Source organism: Thiomicrorhabdus heinhorstiae, from assembly GCF_013391765.2.
GTDB lineage: Bacteria > Pseudomonadota > Gammaproteobacteria > Thiomicrospirales > Thiomicrospiraceae > Thiomicrorhabdus > Thiomicrorhabdus heinhorstiae.
Genome location: NZ_JACBGI020000001.1, coordinates 258,647 through 280,828, shown reverse-complemented (window position 1 = coordinate 280,828; position 22,182 = coordinate 258,647). Strand labels below are relative to the sequence as shown.

Below are 22,182 nucleotides of genomic sequence, written 5' to 3'. Positions count from 1 at the left end.
GGTAGAAAGTGAATTTTCTACTTAGATTCGCTTTCAATTTCGGATACTATCGAAAATTATAGTATTTGCGCACAGGATGATGGATATCCCACTGGCAACTCATTCCTAGGGGGAAAGTAACCAGGTCTCCGGCGCGGATGTGAACCGGCTCACCACCCTCGGGAGTAACGGTAACGGAGCCGTCGAGCAGATAACAGACTTCTTCCATGTCATAGTACCAAGGGAAGCTGGATGCTTCTTTTTCCCAAATCGGCCATTCGGCAACATGAAGTTCATCCAATTTGTCTTGAGGGGGATGGGATTCGACCGTGATCTGCATAAAACACCTCTGTAGGGTTAGGAAGTAGTGGGCGATGAATCGATAGTGTCGGTTTTTTGTTGAATGGAAAGCGCGCTGTTTAAATATTTTTTTCTTGACCAAAGAAGATTCCAGCGACTGCCGCCGACCTGCTGCCAGAGCAGGGCGCTACGAATTCCCGCCAATAGTAATGCACGGATTTTGTTGGCGATTCGCTGGTTTTGCAAATGCCCGTGCTGTCCTTTGACCATAATGCGCGGCGATAGCTGACTGACGTTATCACTGTAGGTTTTTGCCAGAGCAGCGATCACATTATCATGAAACTCTCCGAAATGTTGCTGTTGCTGGCGGGCATTGTCCAATTGACGGCTGATCTCTGCGAGAGGGGCACCGAGTTTGAGAAGTTTTTTCTGCAGGATAATGAGGTTGAGCACATAGCGGGTAATCTCAATATTGCGCATCTGCTCCTGACCGTCCGACCCCATTTGTGTTAAAAGAGTGTTCAAACCGGTTTTTATATTCGTATAACTGCTGCCAAATACATCGAGAGTGGTAGAGGGGTTATCGCAGAATAGAGAGCGGATGGAAGTGTGATAGGCGTTCTCGTCACATTGCCCGGTGGTCGCCAGTTCGTGGACCGCACGAGCCGATTGGTAGATGCCGATCAGGGCGAGGGTTTTATCTTCTTGAGTATATTGAGTCATGAATTTAGATCGAATTTTCTAGGTTTCGCTTTGCTCTGGATAAGTATGCAGGCGGGATTGAATTACACCTCCGCCGAGGCAAACCTGATCGTCGTAAAAGACCACGGATTGTCCGGGAGCAATAGCTGTTTGCGTTTCGTCGAATTCAACGACGATTGTGTCATTGCCATGTTCGATAATACGACAAGGTTGCTCTTCTTGTCGATAGCGAATTTTCGCTTTCAGTGGTTGATTTAAAGCAGGGCAGTGACCGCTGACCCAGTCAAGGGTATTGGCAATCAAAAAACGGTGTTGCAGCAGCGGATGCTGTTTTCCCTGCACGGCAATCAGTTGGTTGTTTGTCAAATCCTTATCGGCGGCATACCAAGGATCATTGCCTTTGCCGTGACCGCCGCCGATTCCTAGACCTTTTCGCTGGCCGAGTGTGTGATACATCAGTCCGTCGTGGCGGCCGATAACATTGCCTTCGTCATCGACGATATCCCCAGGTTGAGCGGGAAGAAAACGTTGCAGAAAATCTTTGAATTTACGCTCACCGATAAAGCAGATGCCGGTACTGTCTTTTTTATCATGCGTTATTAGACCGGCATCTTCGGCCATTTTGCGAACCAGAGGTTTTTCCAGTTCACCGACCGGGAACATCGATTTCTGTAACTGATGCTGTTGTAGGGTGTACAGAAAATAACTCTGATCTTTATTGTCATCCAGTCCTTTTAACAGCTGGCATTCGCCGGTTTGCGGGTCGCGCTGAATACGGGCGTAGTGACCTGTGGCGATATAGTCGGCTCCCAGTTCCAAAGCGTGTTGCAGGAAGGCTTTAAACTTCACTTCCTTGTTGCAAAGAATATCCGGATTCGGTGTACGTCCCTTGCCGTATTCTTCCAGAAAGTGTTCGAAAACCCGATCCCAGTATTCTCCGGAAAAATTTTCGATATGCACCGGAATATCGAGGATTTCCGCTACTGCCATAACGTCTTTAAGGTCCTCTGCAGCCGGACAGTAGTCTTCGGTATCATCGCCTTCCCAGTTTTTCATGAACAGTCCTTCGACCTGATATCCTTGTTGCTTAAGCAGCAATGCGGCAACGGAGGAATCCACACCGCCGGAAAGGCCGACGATGACTTTGGTATCGGAAGGTTTCATAATTTTTTATAGCCTTTGATGATTTGTTTTCGCATGCCGGCTCGGTGATTTGTATCTGATTGCCCGGTATGGAATAAAGATAATTTGGAATTCGGCTTATTTTAGCAGATGAAGCCGGTAAAGATCGATTTTGAATCCTCTGGATTGCGCTCTATAAACCTGTCGATTCAGGCATCGATTAAAGCACTTTCTCCAGGCTTTAAATTGGCAAGCTGCCAATCTCCGATGCGAACGCGTATTAAACGCAGTGTCGGAAAACCGACGGCAGCCGTCATACGCCGAACCTGACGATTCTTTCCTTCTTTGATGGTGAGTTCGAGCCAGCTGGTAGGTATGTTTTTGCGTTCGCGGATCGGTGGATTGCGTTCCCAAAGCCATTTGGGTTCGCTGACTTTACGCGCTTTGGCCGGACGGGTCAGGCCATCTTTCAGCTGAATACCCTTGCGTAAGTGCTCGAGTGCTTGAGAATCCATGTCGCCTTCAACCTGCACCAGATAAGTTTTTTCGGCTTTGAATTTCGGGTCGCTGATACGCTGTTGAAGTTTGCCGTCGTTGGTCAGCAACAGCAGACCTTCGGAATCGCGATCCAGCCGCCCGGCTGCATAAAACCCCGGGTGTTGAATGTATTCCGCCAAGGTTTGGCGCTGGTCTTTGTATTGCGGCTCGTCGGTGAATTGGCACAAAACGTTAAAAGGTTTGTTAAAAAGAAGTATCTGACTCATAAGTTCAATGTTAGATTATGACTAAGCTGACAGCGGTTCCATTATCGGTTTTCTCGAAAGTCACCGAAATGGTGAAAAAACTGCTTTGTAATATTACCCGTTTACGGCGAATTATCCGCTTGTAAAGCCGGTTTAAGGCCTTAACCTTTTTTATTGGCTAGGTTAGAATAGAAGCATTCTATCACTTTTCTCAACCTTCTATATCGTTCGCAGCTGAACAGACTTAATGTTCGTAGGGCTTGCAACGCTCAACTTAACTCTAGGAATCTAATTTCATGACAGATCAAGCAAAGATTATCTATACGCTGACCGATGAAGCTCCGGCCTTGGCGACCTATTCCTTTCTTCCGATTGTGCAGGCATTTGCTAAAAGTGCCGATATTTCGGTTGAAACCCGCGATATTTCTCTGGCGGGTCGAATTTTGGCTAATTTTCCGCAGTTTTTGCAGGAAGAACAGCGTATCGGTGATGCTTTATCTGAATTGGGGACTTTGGCGACAACACCGGAAGCCAATATCATCAAACTGCCGAATATTTCCGCTTCGATTCCGCAGTTGAACGCGGCAATCAAAGAGCTGCAGGAACATGGTTATGCAGTTCCGAATTATCCTGCCAATCCGCAGAATGCCGACGAGGAAGTCATTAAAGCAACCTACGCCAAAGTTTTAGGTTCTGCGGTAAACCCGGTTTTGCGTGAAGGTAATTCGGACCGTCGGGCTCCGGCTTCGGTTAAAAACTACGCTAAGAAAAACCCGCATTCAATGGGAGCCTGGTCACAGGATTCAAAGAGTGCCGTGTCGCATATGCTTGATGGTGATTTCTATGGTTCCGAAAAGTCGGTCACTTTACCGGAGGCAACTACCTTCCGTATCGAGTTTTGCGACGAAGCAGGTAATGTCAAAGGGCTGAAAGCACCGGCACCGTTATTGGCCGGTGAAGTGCTTGATGCATCGGTAATGAGCCAATCGGCGTTACGGGCATTTTTAAAGCAGGCCAAAGAGCAGGCCAAAGCCGAAGGCGTATTATTTTCGATTCACTTGAAAGCGACCATGATGAAGGTTTCCGATCCGATTATCTTCGGACAGGCGGTTGCGGTCTTCTTTGAATCCGTATTTGAAAAACATGCTGCAACTTTCGAAAAAATCGGCGTTAACCCGAATAACGGTCTTGGTGATTTGTACGCCAAGCTTGAACAGTTGGACGAAGCGACTCGCAATGAAATCGAACAGGATCTGGCCGCTGAAATCGAGCAGGGGCCGGCTCTGGCAATGGTTGATTCCGACAAGGGAATTACCAACCTGCATGTCCCTTCCGATGTCATTGTCGATGCTTCCATGCCGGCGATGATTCGTACTTCCGGTCAGATGTGGAATAAGGATGGCAAGCAGCAGGATACCATGGCGGTTATTCCTGATCGTTGTTATGCCAGTGTGTATGAAGAAACCATCCGTTTCTGTAAGCACTACGGTGCTTTCGATCCGTCAACCATGGGCTCGGTTCCGAACGTCGGTTTAATGGCTCAGAAAGCGGAAGAGTACGGCTCGCACGACAAGACTTTCCAGGCGGATGCCAGCGGAACCATTCGTGCGCTTGATGCCGACGGCAACGTGCTTTTGGAACAGCCGGTTGAAGCGGGTGATATTTTCCGCATGTGTCAGACAAAGGATGCCCCGATTCAAGATTGGGTGAAGTTGGCGGTTAATCGTGCTCGTTTAAGCAATACGCCGGCGGTATTCTGGCTTGACAGTAATCGTGCGCATGATCACGAGTTGATTTTAAAGGTCACCGACTATCTTGCACACCACGATACAACCGGTTTGGAAATTCACATTATGGCTCCTGCGGAAGCGACCCGTTTTACTTTGCGTCATATTAAAGATGGAAAAGACGTTATTTCCGTCACCGGTAACGTATTGCGTGATTATTTGACCGATCTGTTCCCGATCTTGGAATTAGGAACTTCGGCCAAAATGCTGTCGATCGTACCACTAATGAATGGCGGCGGACTGTTCGAAACCGGTGCCGGCGGTTCGGCTCCGAAACACGTTCAGCAGCTATTGAAAGAAAATCATCTTCGTTGGGATTCTTTGGGTGAGTTCCTGGCTCTGGCGGTTTCTCTAGAGCATCTGGCGCAGACTCAGGACAATGCTAAAGCGAAAATGCTTTCGGAAACTCTGGATAAAGCAACTGGAACGCTTCTGGATAACAATAAGTCTCCAATGCGAAAAGTCGGTCAGTTGGATAACCGTGGCAGCCATTTCTTCCTGGCGTTATATTGGGCGCAAGAGTTGGCGGCTCAAAATGACGATACCGAATTAAAAGCGAAATTCGCACCTTTGGCGCAAGCTTTGAGCGATAAGCAAGACGAAATCGTCGAAGAGTTGAATGCGGTGCAAGGGCAGGCGGTAGATATCGGAGGCTACTATCAGTCGGATGTTGCCATGACAGCGGCCGTGATGCGTCCGTCAGCTACTTTCAATGAGTTGATTGATTCGTTGTAAAGCAACGCCTGAAAACATTCATTTTGATTGCGTGGAAAACCCGTGGGATTCGTATAGATCCCGCGGGTTTTTCTTTGTATGGAGTAGGGAAAATACCTTGAAGAAAAAAGGAAGATTAAAGGCTTTTTAAAGATGGCCGTTAAGATTTCAGTTACAATCAAAATCACGATCAGTCAAAAAAACCAAGGAATCGGTATGCATAAACTGCCTGTAAAATCCCTGTTTTTCGCTCTTGCCCTGTTAACTCCGTTTGCCGTATCGGCGGCTAACCTGACCGGGGCTCAAAAAACCGAATTAAATAGATTGGCGATTTGCAGTGGTATATCGCACAACCTGAATGATGCTCCGATGCAAAAGCGTTTTGAGAAAGAAATTCGAGAAACTTTAGGCCCGGCGATGGCAGACAAGCCTGAAGTTGATGTGCAGGAAGTCACGGATAAATTGACTGAGACCTATGCGGAAAAGCTCAAGGCCTATCCAACTATCAGTCAGTCAAAGTTGTTTGAAAAAGCTTGTCGTCCGCAAGAGGTCAAAATGGACGAGAATTTTGTCGGTTTGAAAATCGGTGAGCTGCCTAAAGAGCTGCAAGAGAAGATTTCCGATATTGCAACCTGTGCGGTACTCTCCGAACAGTTCGGTTTAAAAGACCAGGCGAAAAAACTAACGGCGGCCAATTTGTTGATTGTGGTTGTCGGCGGTTTGAACGGTAAAAACGCTGCGGTGCAGGAACTCAGAACCTTGTACCGTTCTACGGCGCAAGTCACGACCATCTTGACCCCGGAGCAGAAAAAAGCGCAGATGGAAGAGAGTTGTACCAAGGTCAAGAGTTATAAAAGAACTTTTGAAGAAGCGCGCAGCATCTCCGGTAAATAACCGGCTGTATCAAGATACATTTTAAGTAGGTCAGTTAAGCGATGCTAAGCCGCTCTTTTCCCAAAGTTGATGATGTCAAGTCCTATTTCTCCTGGCTACGGCATTTGCCGGTTGCTGTGGTGGTCGTGGAAACGGAAAGTCGTAAAATCCGCTTTGCGAATTACGAAGCCGAACGTCTGTTCGGTTTTTCCGAAGAAACTCTCCTCAATCGCCTGCAGCCTTCGTTGCACCCGGATGAAGAGAATCAAAAAAAAGACGCCTTTGCCGAACATTTTCGAATGCTGAAAGAGTTCGGGCGCATTGAAAAGATGGCAAGCCGTATTCTTTGCAGCGGTGACCGGATTCTCGATGTTGAAATTACCGCAAATATTGTCTATCTGAATGAGGTTGAAGTTCAGGTCGGCGTCTTTGTTCCGGTAGAGGGAAAGGCTGAAGCTTATCGAGAACTTGAAAAAATCGAGCATCAATTTGAAGCGGTGTTTTTAAATAGTCACACCGGCATTTTGCTGTGCGATCAACAGGGTTTTATTTTAAAGGCGAACCCTCGGTTACTGGAAATTCTGGGGTACACGGACAGTTTGCGCCACAAATCCATGAGCATTCTGTTTGAACGACTTTCGGATTTTCACGAGTTTGAACAGGTTAGTCAGGGATTGCTGGAGCAAGGGGAAAGAGTCCATTACGAATGCCGTTTGACAAAGAAGGACGGTGATCCTGTCTGGGTCAATTTGTGCGGAAAACCGGTAGATCCGAGAGTTCCGCCTGAGCTGCCGCAAGGTGTACTCTGGGTTATTGATGACATCAATTTCCTTAAAAAGACCGAGCATGAATTAAAGATACAGCAGGAATTGTTTGCCGACGGTCCGGCGGTTTTGTTTCATTGGCGGCCTAAAAACGGTTGGCCGATCAGCTATGTTTCAGGCAATATCCAGCAGGTTTTGGGGTATGATCCCGAAAAATTGCTTAAAGAGAATATGCAATTTGTTTCTTTATTGCATCCGAATGAATCACTTCTGATTCAAAACGAGGTCAAGCATTATCTCGATCAAAAAGTTCAGCGTTTCGAGCAGTCTTACCGTTTGAAGGCTGCAGACGGAGAATATCGCCAGTTCTATGCTTATACCAAAGTCGATTACGATGGTGAGCACATTCGGGCGGTATGGGGATACCTGATCGATATGACCGAGTTTCTGAAAGCTCAGGAATTGTCGGAATTATTGCTCAGTCATACTCATGAAGGCATTTTCGGCATCGACAATAATGGTATGACGACCTTTATCAATCCAGCTGGTGCGCAGATGCTGGGATATGAACCGGAAGAGTTGATCGGCGGGTTCAATCATGCGCTGATCCATCATTCGGATCCGCAAGGTCATGTAATTCATGATTCCGAGTGCAAAATGATGCTGCCGATAAAAACCGGTGAGTCTCAATTGGTCAGTAATGAAGTCTTATGGAGAAAAGACGGCAGTTATTTTGATGTCGAGTACAAAAGCTCTCCTCTATACCGCAAAAACCAGATCATCGGTGCCGTAGTGACATTTTCTGACATCAGTCAACGCCGGTTACAGGAAGCGCAGATTCATCACATGGCGTTTCATGACGAATTGACCGGGCTTCCGAATCGCCGCTTGTTCAATGATCGTCTAGCGCAGATTTTAAAGCGCGACGATTCCAGACAGCATGGCGCAACCTTGATGATTATGGATTTGGATCATTTCAAAGAGGTCAACGATACCTTGGGGCATCCAACCGGAGATAAGCTGCTTCAGGAAATCTCCAAAAGAATTTCTCGGGTGATTCGAAAGAGCGATACGCTGGCACGACTTGGCGGTGATGAATTTTCGTTACTTGTGGAATATGATTTTGACGTGTTTGAAACCTATCAGGTGGTAGAACGCATCTTGGCGCTGTTTAAAAAACCGTTTGAAATAGATGGGCACTTGGTGCAAAGCAATACTTGTATCGGTATCGCTTTCTGCGATACGGAAATGGCTCCGGAGCAAATTATCTCCCAGGCCGATATTGCACTCTATCGGGCAAAATCCATGGGCCAGGGAAGCTATGTTTTCTATGAAGAGTCGATGTCCAGCAAAGTTAAAGAAGATGTCGTTATCGTTGCCGAATTAAGCCGGGCATTGAACAGGGAAGAGTTTGAACTTTACTATCAGCCGCAGATTGCCGCTGTCACTCGAGAAATCGTCGGTTTGGAAGTGCTACTGAGATGGTTTCCAGCCAATCCGCTTTTACAACCGGTCAGTTCGCCGGGGAAATTTATTCCGGTTGCCGAATCTCGCGGTCTGATTTTTGATATCACCATGTGGCAGATTCAGGTTATCAGTGAGGATTTGAAGCGTCTACGGGCACTTGGTTTCAAAGGTAAAATCAGCATTAATATTTCCGGTGAGTTGCTCAGACGAATTGAGATGTTTATCGACCTGATTGAGAACATTGATAAAAAGAAACTCAGTTACAGCGATCTTCGATTTGAAATTACCGAAACCACTTATGCAGAATTGACGCATATAGAGAGTGACGTCTTGAGAACTCTGCAGAAAAACGGTTTGGATTTTTCAATCGATGACTTCGGAACCGGTTATTCATCTCTGGCGTTGTTGCGTAAGTTTCAATCCGGTAGTCTGAAAATCGATAAGGAATTTATCGACGAAGTGGACTGCAATGATGACGATCATGCAATTGTTTCCGCAACCATTTCCATGGCGCACAAACTAGGCAAAAAAGTCGTGGCGGAAGGGGTTGAAAAAGAATCGCAACTGGCAGTCTTACAGGAAATGGAGTGTGATGTTATTCAAGGCTATCTGTTTGCGCGCCCAATGAGCATCGAAGATACCTGTGAATTTATAAAGAATTACTAAGTAGGAAAGTAAGAAAATAGCAACAATAACAACTGATTAGTTGTTATTGTTGCTATGGAATCAAATTTACAGTTCTATATCGTGATAGATTTCCTGCACGTCATCGACATTTTCCAGTAAGCCGATGAATTTTTCGAACTGTTCCAGATCTTCGCCTTGCAAAGTTTTGGTTATTTTCGGAACGAATTGGATTTCGTCGACTTCGAATTCAATTCCGTCAAAGGCTTCCATTAAGGCTTTTTTGGCATTGTTGTATTCGGTGTTCGGCGCGAAAACGGTAATCATGCCGTCTTCATTCTCAACATCGCTGACATCGACATCCGCCATCAGCAGAGCTTCCAGAACCGCTTCGTCGTCTTCGCCTTTGAAAGCCAGAATTGCAGTGTGGTCGAACATGTGTGAAACACTGCCCTGGGTACCGATTTTACAGTTGGTTTTGGTAAAGCAACTGCGCACATCGCCGAAAGTACGATTCGGGTTGTCGGTCAAACAGTCGATAATCACCATGCTATTGCCCGGTCCGTAGCCTTCGTAGCGAGCCAGAGCAAAATCTTCGCCGCCGCCGCCTTTGGCTTTATCGATCGCTTTTTCGATAACGTGAGAAGGAACCTGTTCTTTTTTGGCACGTTCAATCAACCCGGCCAAAGCCAAATTGCCTTCTACTTCACAGCCGCCGTTTTTGGCGCACATGTAGATTTCTTTACTGTATTTGCTGTAAACCTTCGCCTTCTGATCCGAGGTTTTCGCCATGGATTCTTTACGGTTTTGGTAAGCTCTACCCATGATTTGCTCCGTCTCTGCTTGAAACTTTTAAAAAATAAACGCCGATTTTACACAAACTTGCGCGGCAAAATCAGGTTTTTTGGTGTTACCGATATTCGGGGGGACAAAGCCCGCCGTCTAAGACGGGCTTATAAGGGTTAGGCTTTCTTCATATAAGCGGCAACCAAAACGATTTGCGTGCCGTTGATTTTGCCTTCGATATGCAGAGGGTTGTCGGTCAGGTGGATGTTTTTCACCAAGGTGCCTCGCTTGGCGGTAAAACCGGCGCCTTTCACTTCAAGGTCTTTGATCAGAGTGACATCATCACCTTCCTGCAGAACCGTTCCGTTGCTGTCTTTGGTCGGTTCGCGGGAATCGTCTTCGTCGGCCAGTCCGGCTTCAGCCCATTGACGGGTCTCTTCTTCCATGTACATCATATCAAGCAATTCTTGCGGCCAGCCTTCGGCTTTCAATGCATTCAGCATACGGAATGCCATTACCTGTACCGCCGGAATCGGGCTCCACATGCTGTCGTTCAGGCAGCGCCAGTGGTTTGCATCCATTGTTTCCGGATTCTCGATCTGAGAACGGCAAGTGCCGCAGACCAGGATAGACTGGTCTGCACCACCGTCACTCGGCGCTACTTCCATTACAGTTAAATCGTGTTCGGCTCCGCATAGCTCGCATTTACCGCCGCTACGTTCCATCAGTGCTTGTTCTGTGCTCATTTTTCTCTTCCCAAAACTAAAATTCAGAAGTCGGTGATGAAAACCCGGTTGGCTTTTATCTTTAGGGGAGGTTTTCTGAACCGCTTCCAGATAAACAGCCATCGTTTGCCGTACAAATTCCCCCGGATTTATTCGGTCAAATCGATCGCATTCAATACAGTCGCATATTATGCCTCTTATGGAGCAAAAAATCAGAATAACCTGACAGAATATTGGGGTTTTAGGCCGTTTTTCACGCTTATGTCCATGAATGACTCTTTTAAAACATGCAGTTTGCCCCTATGTTTTAAGAAAGTCGGTAAAAGAGTCTGTCACTTGGTTTTGAAGGGGTGGTTCAACTTGGATTTACCGGCCGGGTTTCAGGTAAAATAAAAGTAATGAAATTTCTTTTCAAAAAAATTAATTTTCTTCCGGTCGTTGATGAATCGATCGGATTTCCTCAAATGAAAAAGAGCTAAGATGCCACAAGAATACGATGACGGAAATCTCCTGCTGGAAACGGCCAAACCGAAACTCAAACCGCCTAAACGCTATCAGGTTGTGTTGTTGAACGACGACTTCACTCCGATGGATTTTGTGGTCGAAGTCTTGCAACGTTTTTTCGGCATGGACGAGCAGAAAGCTAATGCGATTATGCTGGCGGTGCATCATGACGGAAAAGGCGTGTGTGGTATCTACAGCAGAGAAGTGGCGGAAATGAAGGTGTATCAGGTCAACCGTTTTTCGCGTCAAAACAAACATCCTTTGAAATGCCAGTTGGAGGTCGCTTAATGTTAAGTAAAGAGTTACAGCAGACGTTGAGTAATGCCTTCAGTGTCGCACATGAATATGAACATGAATTCGTCACACTCGAGCATCTATTACTGGAGCTGCTGGGAGTGCCGAGCGTACAGGAAGTGATCCGTGCCTGCGGTGCAGAAGTCGGTCCGATCGAAGAGGCGCTGGAACGTTATCTGGAAACGGAAATGGTTAGTCGCAAGCCGGAAGAGCTACAACCGACGATGGGCTTTCAACGCGTTATCGAACGGGCGATTTATCTGGTGCAGTCGAACGGTTATCCGGAAGTGTCCAGTCTGCATGTCCTTGCATCCCTGTACTCTGAACAGGATTCGCAGGCGGTTTATCTTTTGGAGTCGAACGGTGTCGAGCGTGTTGATGTATTGAGCTACATCTCGCACGGTGTGACGGCTAATGACAGTGAAGACTTTCTTCCTGCGGAAAGAGAAAATGCCGAGGCTGAAAGTAGCCCTGCCGACGAGGAGAAAAAGTCTCCACTGAAATCCTTCTGTGTCGATCTTAATGCAGAGGTTCAAGCCGGGCGGATCGATCCGATCATCGGCCGCGAGTGGGAATTGAATCGAACTTTGGAAGTGCTTAGCCGTCGTCGCAAAAACAATCCGTTGCTAGTCGGCGAACCAGGTGTCGGTAAAACCGCTGTTGCCGAAGGTTTGGCCTATCTGATCGAATATGAAAGAGTTCCGGAAAGTCTGCTTTCGGCACGTGTTTTCAGCCTAGATATGGGGGCTTTGCTGGCCGGTACCCGTTATAGAGGTGATTTTGAAAAACGCTTCAAGGCACTGTTGAAAGAGTTGGAAAATCAAGAAAACGCGATCTTGTTTATCGATGAAATTCATACCGTAATCGGTGCTGGTGCGGTTCAAGGCGGTGCGATGGATGCGTCGAACTTAATGAAACCGGCTTTGTCGTCCGGGCGTTTACGTTGTATCGGTGCGACCACCTACGAGGAGTATCGCGGGGTGTTTGAAAAAGACCGCGCTCTGGCAAGACGCTTCCAGAAGGTCGACGTCAAAGAACCGACCCAGCAGGAAAGTTTCGAAATTCTCAAAGGACTTAAGCCGCAGTACGAAGAACACCACCAGGTGAAATACAGTTTGCCGGCCTTGAAGGAAGCGGTAAAGCTGTCGGCACGCTATTTGACTGACCGTCATCTGCCGGACAAAGCGATTGATGTGATGGACGAGGCTGGAGCCAAACAGGCGTTGAAGCCGGTTTCCAAACGCAAAAAACAGATCGGAACTCATGAAATTCAGCAAGTGGTCGCTTCGATAGCGCGTATTCCGGTGTCGCAAATTACGCAGAAAGAAAAAGACAAGCTATATGACTTGGCGGGCGACTTGAAGCGGGTCGTTTTCGGTCAGGATCATGCGGTTGATCAACTGGTCTCGGCAATCAAGTTATCGCGATCCGGTTTAAGCGATGCCAACAAGCCGACCGCCTCTTTCCTGTTTGCCGGCCCGACCGGGGTCGGTAAGACCGAGTTGAGTCAACAGTTGGCCAACCATCTCGGTGTCGAGATGATCCGTTTTGATATGTCCGAGTATATGGAACGCCATACGGTTTCACGTTTGATCGGAGCACCACCTGGCTACGTTGGTTATGATCAGGGAGGTCTGTTGACAGAAGCGGTATCGAAACAGCCGTATGGTGTCGTCTTGCTGGATGAGATCGAAAAAGCGCATCCGGATGTTTTTAATCTATTGCTACAGGTAATGGACCACGGGACTCTAACCGACAATAACGGACGCAAAGCGGATTTCCGTAACGTGATTTTGATTATGACATCGAATGTCGGAGCCGAGCAGATGGCGAGAGCCAGTATGGGCTTTACTTTACAGGATCACAGTTTGGATTTTGACAGTGAACTCAAGAAGGTCTTTACGCCTGAGTTCCGCAACCGCCTTGATGGTGTGATTCAGTTCAACCGTCTTAGTGAAGCGTCGATGGAATCGGTCGTCAATAAGTTTATCTACGGTTTGGAAGCCAGTCTGGAAGAGAAGAAAGTCAAGTTGAGAGTCACCGACGCAGCGCGTCAATGGTTAGCAAAACACGGTTATGATCCGTTGATGGGTGCGCGTCCGATGGGACGCTTGATTCAGGAAAAGCTCAAGCAACCGCTTGCCGACCGTTTGCTGTTCGGCGATCTTCAGCAAGGCGGAACCATTATTGTCGATGCAGGGGAAGAGGGCTTACTGTTTAACAAGGAGTAAATAATCCCTCTTTACAAGGAATGCAAAAAGCGACCGTTTTTGAGGTGATTAATGCGGCTCGCCCAATGCGTCGATTGTGGCAAACGATGTTTAACGCAAGAAACGCAAAAGCCCCCGGCCATTTATAATGGGATTGGGGGCTTTTAACTAAGGGTTTGTATGATTTCGATCGCTTGGAAGCCGCGATTATTTTCCGCGGTAAGTGATACGACCTTTGGTCAGATCGTAAGGTGTCAACTCAACCTTAACAGAGTCACCGGCAAGAATTCGAATGTAGTTTTTACGCATGCGTCCGGAAATGTGCGCCAGAATCTGGTGACCGTTTTCCAGTTCAACTTTAAACATCGTGTTCGGTAGTGTTTCAAGAACCACACCGTCGAATTCAATAACGTCTTGTTTTGCCATCTGTTTATAAAACCCTTATAGAATAAAAATTGCGGCGGATTATAGCAAACTATTCTTGCTTCATCAAATATTTGCGGCGAATCGCGTCTATAAGGGGTTGAAGATGATGGTGTGCGGATGGCAGGGGCTGATCTGACGTTAAAAGCGATGCAAAAAGTGTATTGTCATCCAAATTGAGCAATTCGAAAAGGATGTGTGTTTCTTCGGTCTTTATCTGTTGCGGTAACGTTTTGACGTAATGTTCCAGCAGTAACTCGGTTTCCAAATGACCGCGTTTACAGAGAAAAAGTGCGTGCTTTTTCCAGTTTTCCTTATCCATGATTCAGTCCTGATGCATCTTTTTCAGTGTCCTTTGACGATACGGTTCTTTAACGACTGGATCGCTTGACTGGGATTCAAACCTTTCGGACAAGATGCAGTGCAGTTCTGGATATGTCGACAGCGGAAGGTTTTGGTCGGACTATCCAATTTGTGTAATCGGTCAATGGTCGTGATATCGCGCGAATCGATGGTAAAGCGCTGAGCAGCCAGCAAGGCAGCAGGTCCGGCGAACAGATCCGGGTTCCACCAAAATGAGGGACAGCTGGCCGAACAGCAGGCGCACAGAATACATTCGTATTTGCCGTCGAGCTGTTCACGCTGCTTCGGTGTCTGCAGATGCTCCTGCTGCGGATCGAGAGGTTCGCTTTGCAGAAAGGGTTCAACCGATTTGTATTGCTGGTAGAACAGTTCCAGATCGACAATCAAATCCTTAATAATCGGGAAGCCGGGCAAGGGACGGATTTCAATCGGTTCCTTGAGCGATTTTAACGGTGTAGTACAACTCAAGAGGTTTTTACCGTTGACATTCAAAGCGTCGGAACCGCAGACACCTTCCTGACATGAGTAGCGTACGCCGAGGGTTGGATCGATTTCTCGCAGATGCAGGATCAATTCCAGCAGCATTGCATCCGAGTGCAGTTGACTGCCATCAACTTCGAATGTCTGCATATAGGGCTCGTCATCCTTGTCGGGATGGTAACGGCTGATTAAAACCTCCATAGCGCCTCCGTGTTGATTGTGATGATTCGATTTATTTCCAGATTCCGCTGCATTGATGCGTTAATAGACGCGTTTTTTCGGTTCAAAAGGAGCATGGTGCTGTGGTGTCAGGTTTACTTTCTTGTAGCTCAAACGTCTCAAACGATGCGAATACAAGGTGTGTTTTAGCCAGTCGCTATCGTCGCGTTCCGGGAAGTCGACTCGACTGTGAGCACCGCGGCTTTCCTGACGGGCTAAGGCACTTTGTACGGTCGCAAAGGCGACGATCAGAAGGTTTTCCAGCTCAAGCGCCGCTAAGCGATCGAGATTGAATACATCCGAATGATCGTTCAAGCCGACCTCCATGAGGCGTTCTTCTATCGGCAAAAGTTTGTCCAGCGCTGTCTGCATGCTGTCCAGGTCACGAAAAACCCCACACCCTTGTTCCATAACGGTTTGTAAATCCTTTTTGATACGAGCAATACTGTCATCAGTCGTTTGCGCCAGTTGCCAGCGATGAAAGCGAGCCAGAATCACCTCAAGATTATCAGCTTCCGAAATCTTACGTCGAGTATTCGCTTTGAGCTCAGCGTCAATGGATTGGGCGGCTTTTCGACCGAAGACCACTATGTCCAGTAGGGAATTGCCACCGAGCCGATTGGCGCCATGCACCGATACACAAGCACATTCGCCAATGGCGTACAGGCCATCAACGACCGCTTGTTCGCTATTGTGGTCTGGAGTGACGACCTGTGCCTGCAAATTGGTTGGAATTCCGCCCATCATATAGTGGCAGGTGGGGAAGACAGGAATGGGCTCTTCGATCGGGTCCTTGCCGAGGAAAGTCATGCTGATGTCGCGAATTCCGGGTAATCGTTGACGGACTAAATCGCCGTCAAGATGGGAAATGTCGAGCAGAACGTAATCTTTGTTCGGACCGCAGCCACGGCCTTCGGTAACTTCGATTGAGATCGCGCGTGCTACGACGTCTCTCGAAGCGAGATCTTTAACGCGCGGAGCATAACGCTCCATAAAGGCTTCTCCATTACTATTGCGTAGTATGCCGCCTTCGCCGCGAACCGCCTCGGAAATTAGCATTCCTTTGCCTGCGACGCCGGTTGGATGGAACTGCCAGAATTCCATGTCCTGCAGGGTAAAGCCGGCCCGAGCGACCATGCCGAGTCCGTCGCCGCTATTAATAGCCGCATTGGTATTGGTGCGGAAAACCTGACCGGCACCGCCGGTAGCAAGCAGAGTGTGTTTGGCATTCAGACGTTTCAATTGCGAATCGTGCAGATTCATTACGACGGCACCGCAAACCTGCTCGCCACTTTTCAGCAGATCAATGGCATAGTGTTCGTCGAAAAAATGGGTGCCGGAGCGGAGATTTTGCTGATAGAGCGAATGCAGAATGGCGTGGCCGGTGCGGTCGGCGGCAGCGCAGGTTCGATGTGCCTGACTTTCACCATAGTTTTGGCTCTGGCCGCCGAAGGCGCGTTGATAGATTTTGCCGTTATTGAGGCGAGAGAAGGGAACACCGAAATGTTCCAGTTCGCGTACGATTTCAGCAGCTTCCGAACACATGAATTCGATTGCATCCTGATCACCGAGGTAGTCGCTGCCTTTAATGGTGTCATACATATGCCATTCCCATTTGTCGGGAGTGACATTTGCCAGAGCAGCATTGATGCCGCCCTGGGCGGCAACCGTATGCGAACGGGTCGGAAAAACTTTGGAAACGACGGCTACCTTATGCCCCTGCTCGGTGAGCAGCAGAGCAGCACGCAGTCCCGCACCGCCGGCGCCGATAATAATGACGTCGAAATCGTACTCCAGAAGAGACTCGCTCATTGCCGCTTTCCTTTAAGAGAGGGATGCATACAGCACCCAACAGAGGTCGAAAGTAATCAGAAACAGAATGATTTGATACAGGTTCAGCCAAGTGACAGTTTTGGAACGAAGACTGTAATCGATCAAAATATCGCGACCGCCTACCCACAGGTGAATTAGCAGCAGGGCAGCAGCGATGAGTGAACTGACGGCAAAAAAACCGTGAAACTGGTTCTGCAACAGAGTCTGGATATCGGCGTAACGTGGAAAGTTAAGAGTTTGCCAGCCGAGATAGGGGAAAAAGATCAGCAGGTAATAGGCACTGTACCTCTGCCACAGATGGGCTTTTTTACCGCTAAGACGCTTCATTTCAAGCATTCCATATCACTCCCAATAGCAGATAGCTGTATATCGTCCATATGAGAAGCAGGCCATAAACGCTAACGGCTTGATTGATTTTGACATAGAAACGGCTATCGGCAAGGTGTTCTGCCAACAGATGACGAATGCCGCTAAGCCAGTGAAAACCCAAGCTGAGCCAAAAGATCGAATGCAGGGTTTGCAGCAGGCTATCCGGTAAATCAAAATGGGCGATAAATTGCAGATTCCAAATGCTCAGGTAGGCGAGCAGACACAGCAGTAACATGACACCGGTAATACGGTGCAGGCCGGAGATAACGGCATTCAGCGGAAAATGGAACCGGCTGATGTCGAGATTTCGAGGGCGTCCGTCAGGTATAAACATTCCATCCTCCGCAGGCGTAATTAACCGGCTCGTTCCAGTATGAGGCTGAATCGATTGACTATCATTTTAACGTCTTTTTTAATGGACTGGGAAGGCATTAAAAAAGGCTAATTTACTAGCGAAGAAATGATAAGTTGGCTACTGCTGGTTAAAGACGAGCAAAGTTTTGCAATTCTTCTATCCAGTTGATATCGAAATGCCACTTCTGTACCGGAAAACTCTGCTCGCAAAATTCGTCCAGAATCGCCTCGAAATCTCGACGTTCAAAGCAATTGGCTCCCATGGAGTTCAGATGCGGGGTTTCGACCTGAGTGTCGATCCATTCGAATCCCCAAGAGCGTAATTGCATGCTTAAAGCACCTAGAGCGATTTTCGAAGCGTTACTCTGCAGTGAGAACATCGATTCGCCGAAAAACATTTTACCGATACAGATGCCATACAAGCCTCCGGCAAGTTCGTCATCAAAATAGACTTCTACCGAGTGGGCATAGCCCATGGAGTGTAAACGGTTGTAGGCCTCATACATTCGTTTGCCGATCCAGGTTCCATCCTGGCCGTTGCGGGGAATCGACGCGCAGTGGTACATCACCGTAGGAAAATCCTGGTCGAGAGTCACTTTTAAACGGCCTTCACGCTGCATTTTGACAACCTGTTTGCGCAGGTTTTTGGATACTTTAAGTTCGGAAATTCGCAGTACACTGCGTGGGCTGGGTGACCACCATAAAACCGGTTCGTCCGGATTAAACCACGGAAAAATACCGTGACGGTAAGCGGTAAGCAGCCAATCGGGAGTCAAGCGGCCGCCGATTGCCAAAAGGCCGTCCGGATCGGTTGCGGCCAGTTCGGTAGGAGGAAAGGCCGGTTCCTGTTCTTCATCGACCCAGAAAGGTCCTAGTTGCTGTAGCATAAAAATTTCTGTCGATTGATTTGAATGTAAAGACCCGCAAAAAGGCTGCGAGATAAGCGCGCTTTACAAAAAAAGTTTAACTCTTTAATCTCGCCGGAGGGTGAACGCGGTAGAATAACACGAAATTTTAGCAGGAAGCCTCTTTCAATCTTTGTAAGATTTCACTCTAATGACCCAGTTTGTACACCTTCATCTCCATTCCGAATACTCCGTTGTCGACAGTACTTTAGGCATCAAGCCGATTATCGGATTACTGCAGCAACATCAGCAGCCGGCGATGGCGCTGACCGATCAAAATAACCTCTTCGCCCTGGTGAAGTTCTACTCTTCGGCAATCGGAGCCGGAATAAAACCGATTATCGGCGCCGATATCTGGCTGGAAGACGAGAGTGAAGAAGTCTTTCGTGTTGTGTTGCTGTGCCAGAATCAGCAGGGTTATCTCAATCTGTCCCATCTGATCTCGCAAAGCTACCTGCATAATCAGAAGACCTATCAGAACGATAGTGTGGCGATGATCAAGCGCGAATGGCTGGAAACTTATAACGAAGGGTTGATCGTTTTATCCGGCGGTCGCGAAGGCGATGTCGGCAGAGCCTTGCTGGCGCAGAATCGCGAATTGGTTCAGACTCGATTGCAATGGTGGAAACATTACTTTCCGGATCGTTTCTATCTGGAATTGATTCGCACCGGACGTGACTCCGAAGAAGCTTACATTGCTCTGGCGATAGAAGCTGCGGAAACCTTTGAATTACCTGTCGTTGCAACCAATGACGTGCGTTTTGCAACCGCCGAAGATTTTGAAGCGCACGAAGTACGCACCTGTATTCACGACGGTTATGTACTTGAAGATCAATCCCGTCCGAAACGTTTCTCCGAACAGCAGTATTTCCGCAGCAGCGAAGAGATGATCGAGCTTTTTGCCGACTTGCCTGAGGCGATTGCCAATACCGTGGAAATCGCCAAGCGCTGCAATCTGGATTTGACACTCGGCACTTACTTCCTGCCTGACTTTCCGGTGCCGGAAGGCATGACGATGGATGAGTTCTTTGTAAGTGAGAGTCATAAAGGGTTGGACGAACGTCTGGAGTTTCTCTTCGGACACCTCAGCGAGGCCGAATTTGCCGCTAAACATAAAGAGTATTACGAGCGAATTCAATTCGAGCTCGATATTATTCTGCAAATGGGCTTCCCCGGATATTTCCTGATCGTTGCCGACTTTATTCAATGGGGTAAAAATCACCAGATTCCTGTCGGCCCAGGCCGTGGTTCGGGGGCGGGTTCTCTGGTGGCTTATGCTTTGAAAATTACCGATCTCGATCCGATCGAATATGATCTGCTGTTCGAACGTTTCCTGAATCCGGAACGTGTCTCCATGCCTGACTTCGACGTTGACTTTTGTATGGATCGCCGTGACGAGGTCATCGACTACGTATCCCGTCACTACGGCCGGGATCATGTTTCGCAGATCGTTACTTTTGGAACCATGGCCGCGAAGGCGGTAGTACGCGACGTCGGGCGGGTTCTCGGACTCGGTTACGGGGCGGTTGACAGTATTGCCAAACTGATTCCGAACGAGCTGGGAATCAAGCTCAAGGATGCTTTGGAAAAAGAAGAAGACCTGCAGGCTAAACGCGACAATGACGAAGACGCTGCGCAGCTGTTGGAATTGGCATTAAAGCTGGAAGGTACGGTGCGTAACACCGGTAAGCACGCCGGTGGGGTGGTAATCGGCCCGAAACCGTTGGATCACTTCTGTCCGGTACTGTGTGAACCGGATGGTTCTAGTGTCGTCACTCAGCTGGATAAAAACGACGTTGAAACTGCAGGGCTAGTCAAATTCGACTTCTTGGGATTAAGAACCCTGACCATTATTGATTGGGCGTTGCAGTCGATTAACCACAATAAAAAACCTGACGATGAAGATTTTGTCGATATAGCGCGTATTCCATTGGACGACGTACCAACTTTCGACTTGATTAAAACCGGTAAGACCACCGGAGTATTTCAGCTCGAGTCGAGTGGAATGCAGAGTTTGATCGTGCGTCTGCGTCCCGACTGTTTCGAAGATATTATCGCTTTGGTGGCTCTGTTCCGTCCGGGACCGTTGGAATCGGGAATGGTCGATAACTTTATCGCCCGTAAGCATGGTCGCGAAAAAGTCTCTTACCCTGATGCGCAATATCAGCATGAGTCGCTCAAACCGATTTTGGAACCGACTTATGGGGTTATTCTCTATCAGGAGCAGGTTATGCAGATCGCTCAGGTTTTGGCCGGTTATACTCTAGGCGGAGCGGATATGCTGCGACGCGCGATGGGGAAAAAGAAACCGGAAGAGATGGCTAAGCAGCGCTCGGTATTCGAAGAAGGGGCGATTAAGAACAACGTTGACGGCGAACTGGCGATGAAGATTTTCGACCTGGTTGAAAAATTCGCCGGTTACGGGTTCAACAAATCCCACTCCGCTGCCTATGCTTTGGTCTCTTATCAGTCGGCTTGGCTGAAAACGCATTATCCGTCTGAATTCATGGCGGCGCAGATATCCTCCGACATGGATAACACCGATAAGGTAGTACACATGGTGAACGAATGTTACGCCATGGGATTGGAAGTACACAGACCGGATATTAACGTCGGTGAGATTCACTTTAAACCAAGCGGGCCAAGAAGTATCAATTATGGACTCGGTGGTATTAAAGGTGTCGGTGAAGCGGCACTGGAAGGGATTCTTGCCGAACGTAAGGAAAACGGCGCTTTTCGTGATCTGTTCGATTTCTGCTTGCGCGCCGGTAAAAAAGCCAATCGTCGCGTGATTGAGGCTCTGGTTCGCAGTGGTGCTTTAGACGGTCTGCATGATAACCGTAATGCGATGCTGCAAAGCATACCGATGGCATTAAAGCAGGCCGAACAGCAGATCAAAAACAGTGAACTGGGACAGACCGATCTGTTTGGTGACAGTGTCACTATGGAAGAGGGTGTTGAATCGTCGTTGGTCGAAGTAGTGGAAATGCCGGAAAAACTCCGTTTGCAAGGGGAAAAAGAAACCCTTGGCCTGTATATGACCGGCCACCCAATCGATATTTACGAGAATGAGTTGGTGACACTGGTAGAACAGAAAATCGTCCAGCTACGCCCCGAGAAATGGCAGAAAAAGTGGATCGCCGGGCTGATAATGCTGTTGCGTAACAAGGTGACGCGTACCGGCCAGCGCATGGGCTTTATGACCTTGGACGATAAGAGTGCGCGAATTGAAGTCATTATGCGTCCTGCCGTGTATGAGGCGGTTAAAGATCACCTGCAAAACGATATGGTGGTAATGGTTTACGGAGAAGTCAGCGAAGATAATTTTAACGGCGGTATTCGTATGGACGCCGAACAGGTGGTCTCTTTGGCGGAGGCCAGAATTGAAAAAGGCCGAGCTCTGGAATTGCAGGTCGATAGCGATATTCTGAACCCGGAAAAACTCAACCAGCTCGGACATTTGTTGCAGGCGTACCGCAGTGCGGAGCAAGGTTTGCCGATCTGGGTACAGTACCGGAATAAGATAGCGAGCGCAAAATTGCGATCCGCCGAAAATGAGTTGTTTTATCCAGATGATGCACTGATCGAAGCCCTGGTGGCGGATGGTTGGTCGCCGCAGGTAATCATTTAATCGCTTTGTGG

At 48.1% G+C, this 22,182-nt stretch carries 19 protein-coding genes; 6 read left to right on the top strand and 13 right to left on the bottom strand.

All coding sequences use genetic code 11. The features are described 5' to 3' along the window. Positions 1-46 precede the first annotated feature (46 nt). From H8792_RS01400 to H8792_RS01385, 4 genes are all read right to left on the bottom strand, one after another. Positions 47-319: a cupin domain-containing protein gene (locus H8792_RS01400; RefSeq protein ID WP_194947340.1), complete on the bottom strand. Its 273-nt coding sequence runs from the start codon at positions 317-319 to the stop codon at positions 47-49. 17 nt (positions 320-336) lie between these two features. Continuing rightward, positions 337-1,002 (bottom strand): high frequency lysogenization protein HflD, encoded by a 666-nt coding sequence (hflD, locus tag H8792_RS01395; RefSeq protein WP_194947339.1) that lies wholly within the window; start codon positions 1,000-1,002, stop codon positions 337-339. Between the two features lie 18 nt (positions 1,003-1,020). Next, positions 1,021-2,145 (bottom strand): tRNA 2-thiouridine(34) synthase MnmA, encoded by a 1,125-nt coding sequence (gene mnmA / locus H8792_RS01390; RefSeq protein WP_194947338.1) that lies wholly within the window; start codon positions 2,143-2,145, stop codon positions 1,021-1,023. Positions 2,146-2,312: 167 nt separating this feature from the next. Beyond that, on the bottom strand, positions 2,313-2,867 hold the full coding sequence (locus H8792_RS01385; protein ID WP_194947337.1) for an rRNA large subunit pseudouridine synthase E: 555 nt from the start codon (positions 2,865-2,867) through the stop codon (positions 2,313-2,315). A 275-nt stretch (positions 2,868-3,142) separates the two neighbouring features. On the opposite strand from H8792_RS01385, the gene H8792_RS01380 reads away from it, so the two are divergent. From H8792_RS01380 to H8792_RS01370, 3 genes are all read left to right on the top strand, one after another. After that, complete coding sequence (locus tag H8792_RS01380; RefSeq protein WP_194947336.1) at positions 3,143-5,368, top strand: NADP-dependent isocitrate dehydrogenase; 2,226 nt, start codon at positions 3,143-3,145, stop codon at positions 5,366-5,368. Positions 5,369-5,563: 195 nt separating this feature from the next. Further along, positions 5,564-6,241 (top strand): hypothetical protein, encoded by a 678-nt coding sequence (locus H8792_RS01375; RefSeq protein WP_194947335.1) that lies wholly within the window; start codon positions 5,564-5,566, stop codon positions 6,239-6,241. Between the two features lie 41 nt (positions 6,242-6,282). Then, complete coding sequence (locus H8792_RS01370; RefSeq protein ID WP_194947334.1) at positions 6,283-9,117, top strand: bifunctional diguanylate cyclase/phosphodiesterase; 2,835 nt, start codon at positions 6,283-6,285, stop codon at positions 9,115-9,117. Between the two features lie 66 nt (positions 9,118-9,183). On the opposite strand, the gene H8792_RS01365 is transcribed toward H8792_RS01370, so the two are convergent. Then, positions 9,184-9,900, bottom strand: coding sequence for a YebC/PmpR family DNA-binding transcriptional regulator (locus tag H8792_RS01365; RefSeq protein ID WP_194947333.1), 717 nt, complete (start codon positions 9,898-9,900; stop codon positions 9,184-9,186). A gap of 137 nt (positions 9,901-10,037) precedes the next feature. Further along, positions 10,038-10,607, bottom strand: coding sequence for a PhnA domain-containing protein (locus tag H8792_RS01360; RefSeq protein ID WP_194947332.1), 570 nt, complete (start codon positions 10,605-10,607; stop codon positions 10,038-10,040). 459 nt (positions 10,608-11,066) lie between these two features. On the opposite strand from H8792_RS01360, the gene clpS reads away from it, so the two are divergent. Both clpS and clpA read left to right on the top strand, forming a co-directional pair. After that, on the top strand, positions 11,067-11,378 hold the full coding sequence (clpS, locus tag H8792_RS01355; RefSeq protein ID WP_194947331.1) for an ATP-dependent Clp protease adapter ClpS: 312 nt from the start codon (positions 11,067-11,069) through the stop codon (positions 11,376-11,378). Continuing rightward, a complete protein-coding gene (gene clpA, locus H8792_RS01350) occupies positions 11,378-13,615 on the top strand; it encodes an ATP-dependent Clp protease ATP-binding subunit ClpA (protein WP_194947330.1) in 2,238 nt (745 codons plus the stop codon). The genes clpS and clpA overlap by 1 nt, the downstream gene beginning before the upstream one ends. Before the next feature lie 186 nt (positions 13,616-13,801). Here the strand turns inward: clpA and infA are convergent, their stop codons facing one another. From infA to aat, 7 genes are all read right to left on the bottom strand, one after another. Next, the gene (infA, locus tag H8792_RS01345) at positions 13,802-14,020 is read right to left on the bottom strand and encodes a translation initiation factor IF-1 (protein WP_194947329.1); all 219 of its coding nucleotides are present in this window, start codon (positions 14,018-14,020) and stop codon (positions 13,802-13,804) included. A gap of 49 nt (positions 14,021-14,069) precedes the next feature. Continuing rightward, complete coding sequence (locus H8792_RS01340; protein ID WP_194947328.1) at positions 14,070-14,339, bottom strand: succinate dehydrogenase assembly factor 2; 270 nt, start codon at positions 14,337-14,339, stop codon at positions 14,070-14,072. A 23-nt stretch (positions 14,340-14,362) separates the two neighbouring features. Next, positions 14,363-15,061 carry a succinate dehydrogenase iron-sulfur subunit gene (locus H8792_RS01335; RefSeq protein WP_194947327.1) on the bottom strand — a complete coding sequence of 233 codons (699 nt, stop codon included), beginning with the start codon at positions 15,059-15,061 and terminating at the stop codon, positions 14,363-14,365. A gap of 60 nt (positions 15,062-15,121) precedes the next feature. Then, positions 15,122-16,891 (bottom strand): succinate dehydrogenase flavoprotein subunit, encoded by a 1,770-nt coding sequence (gene sdhA / locus H8792_RS01330; protein WP_194947326.1) that lies wholly within the window; start codon positions 16,889-16,891, stop codon positions 15,122-15,124. Positions 16,892-16,903: 12 nt separating this feature from the next. Next, positions 16,904-17,248: a succinate dehydrogenase, hydrophobic membrane anchor protein gene (locus H8792_RS01325; RefSeq protein ID WP_194947325.1), complete on the bottom strand. Its 345-nt coding sequence runs from the start codon at positions 17,246-17,248 to the stop codon at positions 16,904-16,906. Next, positions 17,241-17,615 (bottom strand): hypothetical protein, encoded by a 375-nt coding sequence (locus tag H8792_RS01320; RefSeq protein ID WP_194947324.1) that lies wholly within the window; start codon positions 17,613-17,615, stop codon positions 17,241-17,243. Before H8792_RS01320 ends, H8792_RS01325 begins: the two co-directional genes overlap by 8 nt. Before the next feature lie 148 nt (positions 17,616-17,763). Next, positions 17,764-18,522: a leucyl/phenylalanyl-tRNA--protein transferase gene (gene aat, locus H8792_RS01315; protein ID WP_194947323.1), complete on the bottom strand. Its 759-nt coding sequence runs from the start codon at positions 18,520-18,522 to the stop codon at positions 17,764-17,766. A 169-nt stretch (positions 18,523-18,691) separates the two neighbouring features. Here aat and dnaE point away from each other — a divergent pair, with 169 nt between their 5' ends. Further along, positions 18,692-22,171: a DNA polymerase III subunit alpha gene (gene dnaE, locus H8792_RS01310; protein ID WP_194947322.1), complete on the top strand. Its 3,480-nt coding sequence runs from the start codon at positions 18,692-18,694 to the stop codon at positions 22,169-22,171. The last annotated feature ends 11 nt before the right edge of the window (positions 22,172-22,182 follow it).

Excerpts from the sequence above, each read along its gene's own strand:
- H8792_RS01400 (WP_194947340.1), bottom strand. The coding sequence starts at position 319 with ATGCAGATCACGGTCGAATCCCATCCCCCTCAAGACAAATTGGATGAA.
- hflD (WP_194947339.1), bottom strand. The coding sequence starts at position 1,002 with ATGACTCAATATACTCAAGAAGATAAAACCCTCGCCCTGATCGGCATC.
- mnmA (WP_194947338.1), bottom strand. The coding sequence starts at position 2,145 with ATGAAACCTTCCGATACCAAAGTCATCGTCGGCCTTTCCGGCGGTGTG.
- H8792_RS01385 (WP_194947337.1), bottom strand. The coding sequence starts at position 2,867 with ATGAGTCAGATACTTCTTTTTAACAAACCTTTTAACGTTTTGTGCCAA.
- H8792_RS01380 (WP_194947336.1), top strand. The coding sequence starts at position 3,143 with ATGACAGATCAAGCAAAGATTATCTATACGCTGACCGATGAAGCTCCG.
- H8792_RS01375 (WP_194947335.1), top strand. The coding sequence starts at position 5,564 with ATGCATAAACTGCCTGTAAAATCCCTGTTTTTCGCTCTTGCCCTGTTA.
- H8792_RS01370 (WP_194947334.1), top strand. The coding sequence starts at position 6,283 with ATGCTAAGCCGCTCTTTTCCCAAAGTTGATGATGTCAAGTCCTATTTC.
- H8792_RS01365 (WP_194947333.1), bottom strand. The coding sequence starts at position 9,900 with ATGGGTAGAGCTTACCAAAACCGTAAAGAATCCATGGCGAAAACCTCG.
- H8792_RS01360 (WP_194947332.1), bottom strand. The coding sequence starts at position 10,607 with ATGAGCACAGAACAAGCACTGATGGAACGTAGCGGCGGTAAATGCGAG.
- clpS (WP_194947331.1), top strand. The coding sequence starts at position 11,067 with ATGCCACAAGAATACGATGACGGAAATCTCCTGCTGGAAACGGCCAAA.
- clpA (WP_194947330.1), top strand. The coding sequence starts at position 11,378 with ATGTTAAGTAAAGAGTTACAGCAGACGTTGAGTAATGCCTTCAGTGTC.
- infA (WP_194947329.1), bottom strand. The coding sequence starts at position 14,020 with ATGGCAAAACAAGACGTTATTGAATTCGACGGTGTGGTTCTTGAAACA.
- H8792_RS01340 (WP_194947328.1), bottom strand. The coding sequence starts at position 14,339 with ATGGATAAGGAAAACTGGAAAAAGCACGCACTTTTTCTCTGTAAACGC.
- H8792_RS01335 (WP_194947327.1), bottom strand. The coding sequence starts at position 15,061 with ATGGAGGTTTTAATCAGCCGTTACCATCCCGACAAGGATGACGAGCCC.
- sdhA (WP_194947326.1), bottom strand. The coding sequence starts at position 16,891 with ATGAGCGAGTCTCTTCTGGAGTACGATTTCGACGTCATTATTATCGGC.
- H8792_RS01325 (WP_194947325.1), bottom strand. The coding sequence starts at position 17,248 with ATGCTTGAAATGAAGCGTCTTAGCGGTAAAAAAGCCCATCTGTGGCAG.
- H8792_RS01320 (WP_194947324.1), bottom strand. The coding sequence starts at position 17,615 with ATGTTTATACCTGACGGACGCCCTCGAAATCTCGACATCAGCCGGTTC.
- aat (WP_194947323.1), bottom strand. The coding sequence starts at position 18,522 with ATGCTACAGCAACTAGGACCTTTCTGGGTCGATGAAGAACAGGAACCG.
- dnaE (WP_194947322.1), top strand. The coding sequence starts at position 18,692 with ATGACCCAGTTTGTACACCTTCATCTCCATTCCGAATACTCCGTTGTC.